A 16,156-nucleotide genomic window follows, 5' to 3' on the forward strand; every position below is an offset into this window, starting at 1 on the left:
CTATCCCCTAATCAGGCTCAGCACTTCCGCGCGCGAGGCCGCGTTGTTCTGGAAGCCGCCGCGCACCGCCGAGGTGGTGGTGGTCGCGCCCGGCTTGCGGATCCCGCGCATGGCCATGCACAGGTGCTCGCACTCGATGACCACGATCACCGCAGAAGCATTGAGCTTATCGACGATCGCGTCCGCAATCTGCGCCGTCAGCCGCTCCTGCACCTGCGGGCGCTTCGCGTACATGTCCGCCACCCGCGCCAGCTTGGACAGGCCGGTGACCTTGCCCTCCGGGCCCGGGATGTAGCCGATGTGCGCCTCGCCGTAAAACGGCACCAGGTGGTGCTCGCACGTGGAGTAGATCGGGATGTCACGCACGAGCACCAGCTCGCGGTGGTTCTCGGAGAACGACTTCTCCAGGTGCACCTTCGGGTCCTCGTGCAAGCCCGCGAAGACCTCCTCGTAGGCGCGCGCGACGCGGGCCGGGGTTTCCACCAGGCCTTCCCGGTCCGGGTCCTCGCCGACCGCGATGAGCAGCTCGCGCACGGCGGCCTCTGCGCGCTCCCGGTCGAAGTTCGCGTTAGTCATCGTCCCTCCTGTGCTTCGGCGCGCGCTCCTCGCGCGGCAACTGGGCGGTCTCCGCATCCGGCGTCGTCTCCGGCTCCGGGCCGCGAGAGGCGTGGTCCGGGCGCTCGTTCTCCGGCAGACGGAATCCGATCTGCTCTGTGTTTTCCGTCGGGTAGTTGCGGGCGCCCGGGTGCTGCTGAGGCTGCTCTTGTTTCGGCGCAGGTGCTCCCTTGTACGTCCAGCCCTCCGGGGGCTTCGGGCCGCCGTACTGCGGCTCGTTGTGTTTCGGCTGCTGCCAGCGGGTGGAACCCTTCTTCGGCGGCTGGTTCTGCTCTGTCTCGCGCTCCTTCCGGCGGCGCTCGCGGGTGGCCTTGGACGCCTCCAGGATGGAGAAACGCTTCGGCGGCTCCTCGCCGCGCTCCTTCGCAATCTCAACCGGGGTCTTCACCGGCTCGCGGTCCGCCTGGCGTCCGAAGCGCACGTCGTGCGCCGGCAGTGCGGGGCGGGTCGGCTCGACGGTGTCGAAGATGGCCTCCAGGTCGCCGCGGCGCAGCGTCTCCTTCTCCAGGAGTTTCGACGCCAGGGTGTCCAGCTCGTCGCGGTAGCGCTCCAGGGTGGCGTAGGCGACCTGGTGCGCTTCGTCGAGAAGCATCTGCATCTCCTCGTCGATCTTCGCGGCCACCGCCGGCGAGTACTCCAGCGAGCCGCCCGAGCCGCGGCCGGAGAAGGGATCGCCCTGCTCCTGGCCGTACTTCACAGGGCCGAGTGCGGAGGTCATGCCGTACTCGGTGACCATCGCGCGGGCGATCTTGGTGGCCTGCTCGATGTCGTTGGACGCGCCCGTGGTCGGCGCGCCGAAGACCAGTTCCTCGGCGGAGCGGCCGCCCATGGCAAAGACCATGCGGGCGAACAGCTCGTCGCGGGTGTACATGCCCTTGTCGTCCTCGTCGGCGGTCATGGCAAACCCGCCGGTGCGGCCGCGGGCGAGGATGGTCACCTTGTACACGCGCTCGATGTCCTTGAGCGCCCAGGCGGCGAGCGTGTGGCCGCCCTCGTGGTAGGCGGTGACCTTCTTCTCGTGCTCGGAGATGACCTTGCTGGAGCGGCGCGGGCCGCCGATGACGCGGTCCGTCGCCTCCTCCAGCGCGTCCGCGGTGATGACGTTGCCGCCGATGCGGGCGGTCAGCAGCGCGGCCTCGTTGAGCACGTTGGCCAAATCTGCGCCGGACATGCCGGCGGTGCGCTTGGCCAAAGCGTCGAGCGAGACGTCGTCCGCAAGCGGCTTGTTCTTGGCGTGCACCTTGAGAATCTGCGCTCGGCCAGCGATGTCCGGGTTGGTCACCGGGATCTGGCGGTCGAAGCGGCCCGGGCGCAGGAGCGCCGGGTCCAGGATGTCCGGGCGGTTCGTCGCCGCAATGAGGATGACGCCCTCGCGGCCGGAGAAGCCGTCCATCTCCACCAGCAGCTGGTTCAGGGTCTGCTCGCGCTCGTCGTGGCCGCCGCCCATGCCGGAGCCGCGCTGGCGGCCCACCGCGTCAATCTCGTCGACGAAGATGATGCACGGGCTGTTCTCGCGCGCCTGCTTGAACAGGTCGCGCACACGCGAGGCGCCCACACCGACGAACATCTCCACGAAGTCGGAACCGGAGATGGTGTAGAACGGCACACCCGCCTCGCCGGCCACGGCGCGGGCGAGCAGCGTCTTACCGGTGCCGGGCGGGCCGTAGAGCAGCACGCCGCGCGGAATCTTCGCGCCGAGCTCCTCGTACACGGTCGGGTCGGTGAGGAAGTCCACCACCTCGTGCAGCTCGTCCACCGCCTCGTCGGCGCCGGCGACGTCCGCGAACGTATTGGTCGGGTTGTCCTTGGTCAGCTGCTTCGCCTTCGAGCCGCCGATGCCGAACGGCCCACCGCCGCCCGCCTGCATGCGGTACATGAAGTAGAAGATCAGGCCGAACACCAGGATCATCGGCAGCATGAAGCCGAGCATGGACATCAGGAAGGATTCCTGCGTCACGTTCGTCTCGTACTTGTCCGCGCCGGACTCGCGCACCGCGCCGAAGATCTCCGGGGTCGTGCGTGCCGGGTACTGCGAGGAGATTGCCTCGACGCCCTCGCGCTCGTCCACGGTGATCGGCTCGCGCAGGTCGATGCGCACGCGCTGCTCGCGGTCGTCGATCTGCACTTCTTCCGCGTTGTGGTTCTGCAGCTGCTCAATGGCAACAGAGGTATCCACACGCTGGTAGGCGCGAGAATCGTCCCCGATCAGCGTGAGCAGATACAGGACGATCAGCGCGATGGCGCCAATGATGCCCCACCGCAAAACCTTTTTATTTTTGCTCATAAACCTTTGTTCTAGTCAGCGTCTGAGTACACGCGCGGGTGCAGCGTGCCCACATACGGCAGGTCCCTGTAACGCTCCGCGTAATCCAGGCCGTAGCCGATGACAAACTCGTTGGGGATGTCGAAGCCGATGTCCAGTAGGTCAATCTTGGCCGTCTGCACCTCCGGCTTGCGCAGAAGAGTAACGACTTCGAGGCTCTTCGGGTTCCGGTTACGCAGATTGCGCAGCAGCCAGGACAGGGTCAGGCCAGAATCGATGATGTCTTCCACCACGAGCACGTCGCGGCCGGCGATCTCCTTGTCCAGGTCCTTCAAGATGCGCACCACGCCGGAGCTGGTGGTGGAGTTGCCGTAGGAAGACACGGCCATGAACTCCATCTCCGCCGGGATGGTCAGCTTGCGCGCGAAGTCGGTGAGGAAGAACACCGCGCCCTTGAGCACGCACACCAGGATCAGGTCCTCTTCCGAGTCGCGGTACTTCTCCGAGACCATGTCCGCCAGCTCCTGGATGCGTTCCTGGAGTACGTCTTCCGGGATGAGAATCGCCTCGACGTCATCGCCGTAGCGGTTCGCTGGGACGTTGAAGTCCTTGGTGTCGTGCAACTCGGTCATGGGCTGGCCCTTCCCTTTCGCGGTTCTAGCGCTTCAGTTTGCGTTTACGTGCGCGTAACTTCCACATCTTGCCACCTGCCAGGCTGTAGGTACAACCATCTGCGGGGTTCGGGTCAGTGCATAGCCAGCTGTCCACCCTCGCGCACCACCGCACGCCCGCCCGCGACAGCCACGGGCCCTTGCCCGTGCCAATCGACAACCAAGGCTTCCACCGCGTCGAGCTGGTCCCCTTGCAGCGGCACGCCTTGTCCCAGAAGCCACGCTGCTAATCGACGCCTCCGGACCGGCCCCGCATCGTCTGCCAACTCCGCACAGGAGGTCGTCGGCGCGAGGTCGGTCAGCGACGCAATGAGGGCTTGGTCCGCCGCGATCCGGTCTGCCGTTGCCGCGAGCGCGGGGACGGCGTCGCCGCCGAGCAGCTCGCTGAGCAGGGGCAGCACCTGATTGCGCATTGCCACGCGGCGGAAGGCCGGGTCGGCGTTCATGGGGTCGTGCCACGGATCGAGACGGAGCTCCTCGCAAGCCCCGACGGTGTCCGCGCGGCGGATGCCCAGAAACGGCCGGACGATGCGACCGTTGCGCGGAGCCATGCCGGACGGGTTGCCGCGCAGCGCACCGAGCAGGAGCGTTTCCGCCTGGTCGTCGGCGGTGTGGCCGACCCAGACGTCGGCCCCGTATGCCAGCAGGGCCTCGTACCTGGCGCTTCGTGCGGCCGCCTCCAGGTTGCCCCCGTCAACCTCGACGCGGACGACTTCGGCTGCGAGGCCGAAGGCTTTGACTGTCTGTATCGCCCGCTCGGCCACCTCCGCCGACCCGTCCTGGATCCCGTGGTCCACCACCACGCAGCGCACGTCCTTCTTCTCTGCCGCTGCCGCGGCGGCTAAGGCGAGCGAGTCGGGCCCGCCGGACAGGCCGATGATGGCGGGGGCGCCGAAGGGGCGGAGTGCTCGTCGACAGGCAAGGAAGTGCGGCGAGCGGCGCGGCCAGAACGGCTCCATCAGAATTCGCGCAGGGCGGAGGTGAACTCGTCCATGGCGCGGCGCGCGGCGAGGACGTCGGCGTCGTTGCAGATCAGGGCGAACGTGTAGACATTGCCGTTCACGCTGGTCACAGTGCCGGCAAGCGACGCGGTACCGTCGAGCGTGCCCGTTTTCGCGCGCACCCAGCCGCGGCCGGCGAGGTCGCCGTAGCGGTCCAGGAGCGTGCCTTCGCCGGCAGCCACGGGCAGCGTGGCAAGCAGGGGGCGCAGCGCGGGCTGGGCGGTGGCGTCGTACAGCAACGCGTCCAAAAGCTTCGGCGCGATGAGGTTGTCCGCGGACAGCCCGGAGTTGTCGCGCAGCACGAGCCCGGCGGTGTTGAAGCCGCGCTCCTCCAGCACGCTCAGGGTCGCGCCCGGCGCGTCCGTGGTGCCACGCGCCAGTGCCACCTCGCGGCCGATGGCCTCGGCGTAGACGTTGTCGGAGTTTTTCATCATCAGCTCGAGCCGCTCCACCAGCGTCGGCGATTCCACCGCGGCGACAACCTCGCCGTCGCCGTGGCCTTCACCGACGTTCTGCGCGCCGACGCGGTTCGCCAGCGCTTGCGCCACCTCGAGCGCCGGGGTGTGGGAGCGGGCCACGTCGCCGGAAGTTTCGCCGTTTATGCGCCCGCCGGAAAGCATCGCCGGCTGCAGCGGCGCGACGAACCCGCCGTCGATGTCCAGCGGATCCCAGCCCGGCATCAGCTCCGGCATGCCGTCCCACGCGGAGGTGTCGATGAGCACCGTGTCGGCCTGGCCCACCTGCTCTGCGAGCTCGTCGAGTGCTTCGGCATCCAGCCACACGTCGCCGGCGGCCTTGATCACCACTTCCCCCGGGTTTGCCCCGCGCACCACCTCGGTGGTGATACGGTCCTGCGCGCCCAGGCTGAGCAGCGCCGCCGACGCGGTGAGCACCTTCGTCACACTCGCCGGCTTCAGTGCCTCGTCGGAGGCGCGGTCGAACACCGCGTCGCCGCTGCTGGACTGCGTGACGTGGCCGTGGAACACGCCCAGGTCAGGGTTGTCGGCAAGTGTTGCCAGGGTGGTTCGCAGCGAAGCGTCGTCGATAGGCGAAGGCACCGCCGGCTCCAACGCGGACGGGGCCGACTGCAGCTGGTACGGCGGCGCGTGCGTGATCTCCGAGAGCTGCTCGTGCGCCGCGATGCCGAAGCCTGCGACACCGCCGACCGCAGCGAGCGCGACGGCGCCTGCGACCCAAGTCCATACCTTCATCGGCCAAAATGGTAGCCGAAGTATGATGGCGTGCGGACATTCACCAATTTCAGGCACCGAACAAAGGAGAAGTAATGGCTATCGAGGTCATCATCGAGATCCCCAAGGGCTCCCGCAACAAGTACGAGGTCGACCACGAGACCGGCAAGGTCTTCCTGGACCGCTACCTGTTCACCCCGATGGCGTACCCGGCGGACTACGGCTTCATCGACAACACGCTCGCGGACGACGGCGACCCGCTCGACGCGCTTGTGATCACCCCGGAGCCCGTCTTCCCGGGCGTCACCGTGATCGCGCGCCCGATCGGCGTGTTCAAGATGACCGACGAGGCCGGCGGCGACGACAAGCTGCTCTGCGTCATCGACGACGTGCGCTACGAGTCCTACCAGGACATCTCCGACGTCTCCGACTTTGTCAAGGACGAGATCGAGCACTTCTTCGTGCACTACAAGGACCTCGAGCCGAACAAGGAAGTCACCGGTTCCGGCTGGGGCGACAAGGCCGAGGCGGAGAAGATTCTTCAGGCCGCGCTCGACGAGTTCGAGCGCGTCGGCGACAACTCCCGCAAGAGCCTCGAGGAAGAGAAGGAAGCCAAGACCGCCAACTAATTTGCTTATCGACGGCTAAAGCCGGGCCCGCATTCGTGCGCTGGCCCGGCTTCTGTTTTGCGCTGCTAGAACCAGCTGCGCATGAACGCGAACCCGAGGCCGATTGCGGAGATCGCGGCCGCGGCCACCGGCAGGATGAGCGCCAGCGGCGAGACGTGCTTCGGACGCTCGGGGGTGGGCTCCGGCGCGATCGTGGTGTCGATCACGGTCGTGCGCCGCTCGGTGGGTGTTTCGCTTGTCGACGGCTGCGCTTCCGGCTCCCTCGTCACCGTCGTCCGGATCGGTGTCGGGGCAACCTCGATGGTCGTGGAGTTGCGCTCGCCGACCCACTCGTAGACGTTGCCGTTGTTCGCCGGGGTTGGCGTCGGGGTGGAGGTGGCGGAGCTCGTCGATAGGCGAACTGCTCGCAGGTTGTTCGCCTGGATGAGCACCTGCGTATCCAGCGGCTGCGGGGTCTTGGCCACCTTACCGCGGTTAGAGCCGTCCTTCATCAGCGCGCCGTCGCAGGAGTGTGCCAGGCCCATGGCGTGGCCGAGTTCGTGCGCGATGGTCATGACCAGGCTCTCGTAGTAGCCGTTGCGCAGAATGTCCGGGTTGAGCAGCAGCTCCATGTTGTTCACGTTGCCCTGCACGCGACCAACCACGTAACCGCCGAGGTTCGCTTCGCGCACCGTGACCACCTTGTAGCCCGGGTGATCCACGTACTCGAAGCGCATCAAGCCGCCGGTGGCGCTGGCCCACTGGTCGGTTGCCTGAGTGATGTACGGCTTGTACTTCGCCGGCGCGAAGATGCGCAGCACGCCGTTGTCGACGGCGTTTTCGTTGCTACTCAGCAGATAGTTGCCGATGTTCGGGATCGGCTGGCCCATGTTCGCCGCTGCGGTGGCGGCGCGGCACTCCCGGCCGACTGGGTCAACTGCGGCCTGGGCCGGGGTGGCGACGGTGCCTGCCACGACGGCGGCGGCACAGCACGCTGCAATCAGATGTCTATAATTCACCAACCCAGAGAACACCATTCTCCAAGCTGGCGCAAACCTGCGGGCTAAATCAGGCGGCGGCGCGCGAAAGCGAAGAAGCTGGCACCCAGTGCGCTAGCCAGCGCGAGCGCGAACAGCGCACGGACGACAGTGTTGGAGCCGGTCTCCGCCCCCAGGCCGCGGGCAGGCGCGGCGTACGGCGCCGCGACCTGGTTATCAGCTACAGCTTCGACAGCCTCGCCCGCAGCACGCGCCGCCTCGAGCCCCTGGCGTCCAATCTCACCCGCATTGGCCCGGACCATCGCCTCGGAGTCGGCGGTTTCCTCCGGGGTGACATCCGCATTGACTCGGGTGATGTCGGCAACGAAGGTGTGGCCGTCCTTGTTCAGGAAGAACGTCTCGCCGTTCAGCGTGAGCACCGGCGGGAACTTCACCAGACCGTGGGCAACCGGATCCTCGCTGGCAGGGTTCACATCCTCAGCCCCGAGCGGCTCTTCCGCCGCGTCATCGGGGGACGGAGCCGGGACGGCGGGGGCCTCTGCGGAAGTTGCGACAGACGTCTCGGCGGCGTCGGCGACCTCCGGATCGGTCGGCACCGGCTCGCCGGTCGGCTGATCTGCGGGCTGGCCCTGGATCACGCCCGACTCGATCAGCCCGGCGACTGCGGCATCTGCAACAGCGACCGCACGCTCCTGCTGGCCGCTGTCCAGCTGCGCGAACGGCTGCGCCGCCTCCTGGAGCGTGCGCACGTAGTGGGACCCTTCCTCATTGAGGAAGTACTGCCCACCGCGTACGTCAGCGGTTTCAGTCGGCAGGTCCTGCGCAGTCGCGGCAACCGGAACTGCGAGCAGGGCTGCGGCTGCGGCGGTAGCGACGGCGGCGGCGCGGGTGGTGCGGTGCATGACGGTCTCCTAAGAGGCTCGGGGAAGCTCGAGGAGTAGAACCTCAAGCATTGGTTGAGAGTTTACACACGTTGCCCTCAATTTTCACTCCAGCAACACGGGTTTCTTACCGGTAGATGCAGGTGAGGCCCGGCTACGATCCAGCAACCGGGCCTCTGGGGGGCAGACTAAGTTGCCCAGACCGAAATCTAGACCAGGAAGCGGCGGCCGGCCGCGAAGACAGCTGCACCCAGAACAGATGCAATCACCAGTGCAAACAGGGCGCGTGCGACAGTGTTCGAGCCAGTCTCAGCCTCGACACCACGGTTCGCGGCCGCGGCAACCTGCTGCGCGGCGATCTCGTCAGCGTGCTCAGCGCGGAGCTGGTCAGACTTCGCCTTCTCCTCCGGAGTCGGCTGCTGGTTCACGCGATCCGAGGACCCAACGAGAGTCTCGCCATCCCGGTTCAGGAAGTAGGTCACGCCAGCAATAACGACCGGGACGCCGATCGCAGCGGCAGCGATGCCCGCGATCGCACCCGGGGAAAGCTCAGTCTGCACCTCGCCGCCAGCCTCGACGTCACCTTCGACGTCAGCGCCGGCGCCGGCCTCGCCCTCAACGTCAGCCTCGCCCTCCGGCTGCGGCTCGGCCACCACGGTGCCACCAACCTCGTCGGCCGGTTCCACCGTGAGGGTTTTGCCCGGGCCCTGCGGCTGCTCCGGAGCCGGAACCTCGACAGTGCCCTCAACCGCGCCGTCGACGCCGTCGACGAGCGAGATCACGACGTCGTCCTTGGAACCATCCGGGTAGCTGATCTTCAGCTCCCCCTTTTCGGTAGCACTGACCACCGGCACGTTGTCAGCGCCAGCCGGCAGCTCGGTCTGGATGATCTCGCCGTTGACCAGCTGGAAGTAGTTGCCGTTACCGTCGGTGAACACCTTCGGCATCTCGGACTCCAAAACCTTGGTCAGCTGCTTGTACACAGCAGTGGTGTCGGTTTCGGTCTGGGCGCCGGCGGCCGGGGTCACGGAAATTGCGATCGCGCCGGCCATTGCGGCTGCGGCCAGCGTACGGATGGTGCGCTTCATTGGGGCTCCTATCGGAAAGTCTAAACCTCAGGTCGAAGGTTACGCCACAACAGTAAACGCATTTCACACAAGCCTCAAGTAAAACTTTAGACTTTTTGGAAAGCAACTGTAAATGCGCAGTCCAACGCCAATAAAAACGCAAAAATCTTGGCTACCGCGGCTCGAAGGCCATCTCAACTTCGTCGCCGGTCGCCGTTCCGGCCAGCTGCCACCCCACCACCGCGTTGCGCACACTGTCCGCCAGCAGGTTCGCCGGCTGGATGCAGGAAATGGTCAGCAGCCGTCCCGGCATCGGCCCCGTGCCCCAGATTTCCGCGTTGCCCGCCAGCGCACCTTTGTCCGGGTCGTGCAGGTCGGTCGCGGTGTACTTCAACCAGTCGTCGCCCGATGCCTCCGTGCGGACGAACAGCGTGTCGCCCGTGGCTACGGTGTGGCGTTCGGCTTTACCGTCGTAAAGCTTGTTAAACACAGCATCCACCCCCGCACCTGTATGCCCCGCCACGACCACGATGTCGCCAGCATCCGTGCCCGGCAGCTCGTACGGGTAGTCCTCCCCCGTCAACGCGCAGGCTTTATCCATGCTCTTCGGGTCGATCTTGCCGTCCACCACGCGACAATCCCCCTGCTCAAACCCGGCGCGCAGCCCCAGCACCGGCACCACCATTTCCACCGGGCGCCCCTGCGCGATCGAGGCAGCAGCTTGTCGACGAGGCTCCGCCGACACCGACGTCTCCTGCTCTGGCGCTGGGGAGTCCGAAGGTTCGTCGTGAAGCAATGCCTTGAAACCTGCGCGCACCACAAGGAACAGAATCAGCAGGGCGGCAATGCGGCGGACGTGGTACTTCACGGCAGTTATCATACGAGCCATGAAGGAAGTTTCCGTAGATAAAGTCCCCGCAGGCGCGCAGCTCATCGATGTCCGCGAGCCCGACGAGTACAGCGCCGTGCGCGCCGAAGGTGCCATGAACATCCCCCTGTCCGAGTTCGTCGCACGCACCGACGAAATCGACCCGGAGCGCGACATCTACCTGATCTGCAAATCCGGCGGCCGCAGCGCGCAGGCCGGCGAATACCTGGAGCAGGCCCGCGGCTGGGACAACGTCATCAACGTCGCCGGCGGCACCACCGCCTGGGTCGAACAAGGGCTGCCCCACCAGAATTAGTGCAGTAATTAGGCGTTCCCAATCGTTGGGCGCGGAAACGTAGTTATGATGAGGGCATGTCCGCCCTCCCCGAACTGCCATCCGCACTGGTCAAGTCCCCCCACTTCCAGGTCGAACGCGTGCGCAGACACACCAAAGACGAGGTGGAGCGCACCCTGGCCAAACACACCGCCACCATGCGTGAGTACTGGATCCTCACGTGCGTGAACGGCGAACCGATGAGCCAGCGTCAGCTGTCCGAACTGCTCGGCATCGACGCCTCCGACATGGTCCGCCTCATCGACAACCTGGAAAACAACAACTGGGTCACCCGCGAACGCGACCCGAAGGACCGCCGCCGCCAGATCGTCGCCGCCACCAAAAAGGGCACAAAGGCGCTGGCCAAACTCGCCGCAGACGTGGCCGAGGCGGAAGACCGCGCACTCGAGGCGTCTTCCGACAAGCAGTTGAAGAGCCTGCGCAAGCTCTCCCAGGCCCTCGCGGCGGAGGAATAGGGCGCGGGATCGCGTTTCCGCCGCTTCTTTTCCGCCACTCCCGCCGCTCGTTTTCCGCGGATCCAGCTAGTAGGACCCAGCTATCTCGCTCTGAGAAGCGATTAGCTGGGTCCTACTAGCTGGATTTGGCGCGCGGGCCGGGCGGGCTCCCGGCGCGCTGGCCGTGCGGTCACGCGCGCGGCCGGTACGGCGTCGCCGGCACCGAAACCGCGCCGCGCATGTCCGCTCTCGCCTTGGCCGCGTAGAGGCGGCGGATGCACCCGGCTTCGTCGAAGATGATCTCGATGGGAAACAGGTGCAGCACCTCGTAGCCCTGCTCTTTCAGCCAGTTTTCCCGCCTGGTCATCTTCATCACCTCTTCGTGCGGCATGTCCTCGAACTTCATGTACCCGTCGATCTCGATGATGAGGGTGCCCCACAGCAGGTCAACCCGGAAACGCCTGCTCACCCACATCTGCTCCTGCGGCTGAATCCCCAGCTCGATGAGGATGACTCGGAACAGCGACTCGTACGCCGATTCCGACTTCATCGAGCTGAGCTCGAGCGCCCGGCGCGCCAGCCCCACCCCTTTCTTCCCCGCCAACCGGTTGATCGTGGCCGCCAGCTCGAGCTGAATCGACTCCTGACCAAACGGCGTCTGCTCGCGATACAGGCTGTCCATCGCCGCAACCGCGTCGCGCACTCCGTGGAACCGGGCGATGTCGACGGCGGTGCGATGTGCCGTCGTCAGGCGAATGCTCCCGTCGCCACCTGCGGGATCGAAGGCTTCGTGCTCGAGGATGTCAATGTCTGGGACCGGGATGTTGCGGTAGATCACCCCGTCGGGCCATTGGCTTTTCGACGGCGGCCGGCCCCCTCGCTGCGCCAACTCCACAATCTCCGGGTTCTGGATCAGCACCCCGAGGCCGAGCGCCCTCGCCGCGGACCGGCCGATCAGCACGGCCTTGTGCGCGCTCACGCCGATTGCGTAGCACCGCAGGAATTCCTGCTCGTAGCGCTTCAGCCCTGCCCACTTGGTGGCAGGGACAAACTTTGTCGCAGAAAGCTGCACGCACTCTTGGTGTTCGGCGTCCCCGCGCGCCACAAGCAACGCGGCCAATTTCGCTTGATCCATCAGTCCCCCATTTTCTTGTTGTCTCCCCCGAGACCGGCCTTGACAGTAGCAGCGAGTGCGAAACCGCGCAGCGCTTCCGCGGATCCAGCTACAAGGATCCGGCTAATCGGCCCCTGGGGGCGAAAAACGAGGTGCGACTAGCTGGATCCGGCCGGGGGGGCAGCCGCCGGGAACCGCAACACCAACAACGTGGGCGAACGCAAATAGTTGGTATTTCCCATGATTTGCGGATTTATAGCGCGCTATTAGCCTTATCCGCATGTCTCAGGCCGACAATCCGCTTCTCCGCAGCCACCTCGCCCCGCCCGAACGCACACTTATCGACGTCCTGACGGCCACCGCCGCCGAGTACCCCGATGCCGCCGCCATCGATGACGGCGGCGCCAACTCCGCGGACGACGGTGTGCTCACCTACGCCGAATTGGTGGAGGAAATCGAGCGCCGTGCCGCCGAGATGCGCACAATGGGCGTGCGTGATGGGGGTCGCGTGGGGATCCGGATGACGTCGGGAAGCAGGGAGCTCTACCTTGCGATCCTGTCCACGATGCGCGCGGGCTGCGCGTACGTGCCGGTGGACGCGGACGACCCGGACGAGCGCGCGGAGACCGTCTTCGGCGAGGCGGACGTGGACGCGATCTGGACCGACGACGGCCTGCGGGTACTCAAGCCTGCGCAGCCGACCCCGCTCGGCGAGGTCACCCCGGACCACGACTGCTGGATCATTTTCACCTCCGGCTCCACCGGAAAACCAAAGGGTGTGGCGGTGACGCACCGTTCTGCGGCCGCGTTCGTGGACGCGGAGGCGCGCCTGTTCTGCCAGGACAACCCGCTCGGCCCGGACGACCGCGTGCTGGCTGGCCTGTCAGTGGCCTTCGACGCGTCGTGCGAGGAGATGTGGCTGGCCTGGGGCCACGGCGCGTGCCTGGTGCCGGCGCCGCGCGCGCTGGTGCGTTCGGGCCAAGACTTGGGCCCGTGGCTGATCCGCCGCGACATCACGGTCGTGTCCACCGTGCCGACCCTGGCCGGACTGTGGCCGAAGGAGGCGCTGGACAACATCCGCCTGCTCATCGTGGGCGGCGAGGCCTGCTCGCAGGAGTTGACCGACCGCCTGGCTGCCGGCCGCGAGATGTGGAACACCTACGGCCCCACCGAGGCGACCGTGGTGGCCAGCGCGAAGCAGCTGTTCCCGGGCGAGGCGGTGACCATCGGTTGGCCGCTGGACGGCTGGGATCTCGCCATCGCAAGCGACGGCGAGGGTGAACAGGGAGAGCTCATCATCGGCGGCGTTGGCCTGGCGCGCTACCTAGATCCGGAGAAGGACGCGGAGAAGTACGCGCCCATGGGCGACTGGGAGCGCGCCTACCGCACCGGCGACCACGTCAAGCTCACCGATAACGGCCTGGCGTTCATCGGCCGCGCCGACGACCAGGTCAAAATCGGCGGGCGCCGCATCGAGCTGGGCGAGGTGGAGGCCAACGTCGCAGCACTCGAGGGCGTGTACAACTCGGCCGTGGCGGTGCAGACCCTGCCGTCGGGCGACAAGGTGCTGGTGGGCTACGTCTCCCCCAACGAGGGCACTGAGCTGGACGTGCCGCAGATGCGCGAGCGTCTCGCCGAGGCCATGCCGGCAGCACTGGTGCCGCGCCTGCACGTGATGGATGAGCTGCCGATCCGCACCTCCGGCAAGGTGGACAAGAAGGCCCTGCCGTGGCCGCTGCCCGCCAGCGTGGACGCGGTCGGGCTGACCGAGACGGAAGCCTGGGTGGCCCAGCAGTGGGTCGAGGTCCTCGGCCTGGACGTGCCGGGCCGTGACGCGGACTTCTTCGAGCTCGGCGGCTCCTCGCTCGCGGCCGCCGCGCTGATCACGCGCCTGCGCGAGCGCGTGCCCACGATCGCGGTGCGCGACCTCTACGACCACCCCAGGTTGGAGACGCTTGCGTCGCTTATCGACGAGCTCACGCTCTCCAACCGCACCGCCAAGCGCGAACGCGAGGTGGAGCCCGTCGGCGCCGGCACCCGCGTGGCGCAGACTGCGCTGATGGTGCCGGTGATGACATTGAAGGCCGCCACGGCGGTGACCTGGGTAGCCATCGCTGCGAACCTGCTGGGCTTGACCGAGCTGAGCTGGTCCTGGCTGGCTGCGGCGTTTGTGGTGCTGTGCACCCCGTTCGGGCGCATCCCCGTCGGCGCGCTGGGTGCCCGCCTGATCCGCGGCCGTATTAAGCCCGGCGTGTACGCACGCGGCGGCGCGCAGCACGTGCGGCTGTGGGCGGCCGAGCGGTGGCTGGCCGCCTCGGGCGCGTTGAACATCTCCAGCGCGAACGCGGCGAAGGTCACCGCGCGCATGTTGGGCGCAACGATCGGCAAAGGTGTGGACATGCACGCCTTCGCGCCGGTGACGGGCCTGCTTTCCATCGGCGAAGGCTCCGCAATCGAGCCAGAGGTGGACCTGTCGGGCGTGTGGCTCGACGGCGACGAACTGCATGTCGGCGAGGTCCGCATCGGCGCGGAGGCACGCGTGGGCGCGCGCTCCACGCTCATGCCCGGCACCGAGATCCGCAACGGCGCGCACGTGGAGGCCGGTTCCACCGTCACCGGCCGCAAGCCGGTGAAGAAGCGCTCGCGCTGGGCGGGCTCGCCGGCCCGCAAGGTGGGTCGTTCCAAGCACCGCTTCCCCGAGAAGCGCCCGCCGCGCCGCCCGCTGTGGGCGCTTGGTTACGGCTTGACCTCGCTGTTCCTCGCACTGCTGCCGGCTTTGGCCGCTGTCGCCGGTGCCGCCGCGACGGTGGGGCTGGCGCGCTTGGCCAACACCTCGTCGGTGTGGGGCCTGCTCGTATTCGCCCCGGTCGGCGGTCTGGTCTACATCGGAGCTGGTTTGGGGTTGACGTGGCTGGCCGTGAGGGTGGCGTCGATAGGCGTGAAGCCCGGCGTCTTCCCGGTACGCAGCGTGCATGGCTGGGCGCTGTGGACCGTGACCAGGCTTATGGACGACGCCCGCACCCGCTACTTCCCCATCTACGCGGGCCTGGCTACCCCGGTGTGGCTGCGCTCGCTGGGCGCGCAGATCGGCGAGCGTGCCGAGGTGTCCACCGCCGTGATGGTGCCGAAGCTGACCGAGGTACGCGACGGGGCATTCCTTGCCGACGACACCATGGTCGGCACCTACGAACTCGGCGACGGCTGGATCCGCACCGACCACACCGTGGTGGGCAAACGTTCCTTCGTGGGCAACTCCGGCATGGTCGCACCCGGCCGCAAGTTGGCGAAACAGTCGCTGGTGGCCGTGCTGTCCGCGTCCCCGAAGAAGTCCAAGGCGGGCTCCAACTGGTGGGGCTCGCCACCGGAGCGCATGCGCCGCGTCGAGGTCGAGGCCGCCGGCGAGGCAACCTACAAGCCGTCCGCGTCGCTGATGCGCAAGCGCGGCGTGGTGGAGACGCTGCGCCTGCTCGCGCCCATGACCCAGGCCGTGCTGGCTGCAGTATTCGCCGCGGGAGTGGTCACGCTGCTGGAGCGCTTCGGCTTCTGGACGTACCTCCTCGGCGGCCTGGTCTGGATGGCCGTGGGTGTGCTGGCCGTGCTGTCCGCCGTGGTGGCGAAGTGGGTGCTAGTCGGGCGCCACAAGGCTGGCGAGCACCCGCTGTACTCCTGGTTCGTGTGGCTCAACGAGCTGCAGGACCAGTTTGTCGAGGTCGTCGCCGCGCCCTGGTTCTTCAACTGGGCCTCCGGTTCCGGCGAGATGAACCTGGTGCTGCGCGCGCTGGGCGTGCGCGTGGGCCGCGGCGCGTGGATCGAGTCCTACTGGTTCCCGGAGACCGACCTGTGCGTAGTCGGCCGCGGCGCGTCGGTCGGCCCGGGCACAGTGGTGCAGACGCACCTGTTCCAAGACCGCGTGATGTCCCTGGACACGGTGTCCATCCAGGATTCGGCCACCTTGGCCGCGCACTCGGTGTCCCTGCCGGGGTCCGCGATCGGCGCCGGCGCGACGGTGGGCCCGGGCTCGCTGGTCATGCGTGGCGACGAGGTGCCGGCCATGACCGTGTGGCAGGGCAACCCCGTGGAGCCGCAGTAGG

The 16,156-nt window shown here is 67.2% G+C and carries 14 protein-coding genes; 4 read left to right on the forward strand and 10 right to left on the reverse strand.

All coding sequences use genetic code 11. The annotated features are described in order from the left end of the window. The 5 genes from folE to dacB form a co-directional block, all read right to left on the reverse strand. On the reverse strand, positions 1-576 hold the full coding sequence (gene folE, locus HMPREF2791_RS04895; RefSeq protein WP_070474724.1) for a GTP cyclohydrolase I FolE: 576 nt from the start codon (positions 574-576) through the stop codon (positions 1-3). Then, positions 569-2,899, reverse strand: coding sequence for an ATP-dependent zinc metalloprotease FtsH (gene ftsH / locus HMPREF2791_RS04900; protein ID WP_070474726.1), 2,331 nt, complete (start codon positions 2,897-2,899; stop codon positions 569-571). The genes folE and ftsH overlap by 8 nt, the downstream gene beginning before the upstream one ends. Before the next feature lie 11 nt (positions 2,900-2,910). Then, positions 2,911-3,510: a hypoxanthine phosphoribosyltransferase gene (hpt, locus tag HMPREF2791_RS04905; protein WP_070474728.1), complete on the reverse strand. Its 600-nt coding sequence runs from the start codon at positions 3,508-3,510 to the stop codon at positions 2,911-2,913. A 113-nt stretch (positions 3,511-3,623) separates the two neighbouring features. Further along, complete coding sequence (tilS, locus tag HMPREF2791_RS04910; protein WP_070844604.1) at positions 3,624-4,508, reverse strand: tRNA lysidine(34) synthetase TilS; 885 nt, start codon at positions 4,506-4,508, stop codon at positions 3,624-3,626. Next, complete coding sequence (gene dacB / locus HMPREF2791_RS04915; protein WP_070844605.1) at positions 4,508-5,761, reverse strand: D-alanyl-D-alanine carboxypeptidase/D-alanyl-D-alanine endopeptidase; 1,254 nt, start codon at positions 5,759-5,761, stop codon at positions 4,508-4,510. Before dacB ends, tilS begins: the two co-directional genes overlap by 1 nt. Before the next feature lie 74 nt (positions 5,762-5,835). Between dacB and HMPREF2791_RS04920 the strand changes: the two genes are divergently transcribed. After that, positions 5,836-6,369: an inorganic diphosphatase gene (locus HMPREF2791_RS04920; protein WP_070474734.1), complete on the forward strand. Its 534-nt coding sequence runs from the start codon at positions 5,836-5,838 to the stop codon at positions 6,367-6,369. Positions 6,370-6,434: 65 nt separating this feature from the next. On the opposite strand, the gene HMPREF2791_RS04925 is transcribed toward HMPREF2791_RS04920, so the two are convergent. The 4 genes from HMPREF2791_RS04925 to HMPREF2791_RS04940 form a co-directional block, all read right to left on the reverse strand. Further along, on the reverse strand, positions 6,435-7,367 hold the full coding sequence (locus tag HMPREF2791_RS04925) for a zinc metalloprotease (RefSeq protein WP_141764920.1): 933 nt from the start codon (positions 7,365-7,367) through the stop codon (positions 6,435-6,437). A gap of 44 nt (positions 7,368-7,411) precedes the next feature. Further along, a complete protein-coding gene (locus tag HMPREF2791_RS04930; protein ID WP_070844607.1) occupies positions 7,412-8,248 on the reverse strand; it encodes a hypothetical protein in 837 nt (278 codons plus the stop codon). A 188-nt stretch (positions 8,249-8,436) separates the two neighbouring features. After that, positions 8,437-9,315, reverse strand: coding sequence for a hypothetical protein (locus HMPREF2791_RS04935; RefSeq protein WP_070844608.1), 879 nt, complete (start codon positions 9,313-9,315; stop codon positions 8,437-8,439). A gap of 151 nt (positions 9,316-9,466) precedes the next feature. Beyond that, a complete protein-coding gene (locus HMPREF2791_RS04940; protein ID WP_246825434.1) occupies positions 9,467-10,162 on the reverse strand; it encodes a hypothetical protein in 696 nt (231 codons plus the stop codon). Between the two features lie 19 nt (positions 10,163-10,181). Between HMPREF2791_RS04940 and HMPREF2791_RS04945 the strand changes: the two genes are divergently transcribed. Both HMPREF2791_RS04945 and HMPREF2791_RS04950 read left to right on the forward strand, forming a co-directional pair. Continuing rightward, on the forward strand, positions 10,182-10,478 hold the full coding sequence (locus tag HMPREF2791_RS04945; protein WP_070844609.1) for a rhodanese-like domain-containing protein: 297 nt from the start codon (positions 10,182-10,184) through the stop codon (positions 10,476-10,478). Positions 10,479-10,534: 56 nt separating this feature from the next. Continuing rightward, positions 10,535-10,972: a MarR family winged helix-turn-helix transcriptional regulator gene (locus tag HMPREF2791_RS04950; protein ID WP_070474739.1), complete on the forward strand. Its 438-nt coding sequence runs from the start codon at positions 10,535-10,537 to the stop codon at positions 10,970-10,972. Between the two features lie 169 nt (positions 10,973-11,141). Here the strand turns inward: HMPREF2791_RS04950 and HMPREF2791_RS04955 are convergent, their stop codons facing one another. Beyond that, positions 11,142-12,086: a PDDEXK family nuclease gene (locus tag HMPREF2791_RS04955; protein WP_070844610.1), complete on the reverse strand. Its 945-nt coding sequence runs from the start codon at positions 12,084-12,086 to the stop codon at positions 11,142-11,144. Between the two features lie 259 nt (positions 12,087-12,345). On the opposite strand from HMPREF2791_RS04955, the gene HMPREF2791_RS04960 reads away from it, so the two are divergent. After that, positions 12,346-16,155 (forward strand): Pls/PosA family non-ribosomal peptide synthetase, encoded by a 3,810-nt coding sequence (locus HMPREF2791_RS04960; RefSeq protein ID WP_070844611.1) that lies wholly within the window; start codon positions 12,346-12,348, stop codon positions 16,153-16,155. Position 16,156: the final 1 nt, after the last annotated feature.

The organism is Corynebacterium sp. HMSC034A01, assembly GCF_001838175.1.
Classification (GTDB): Bacteria; Actinomycetota; Actinomycetes; order Mycobacteriales; family Mycobacteriaceae; genus Corynebacterium.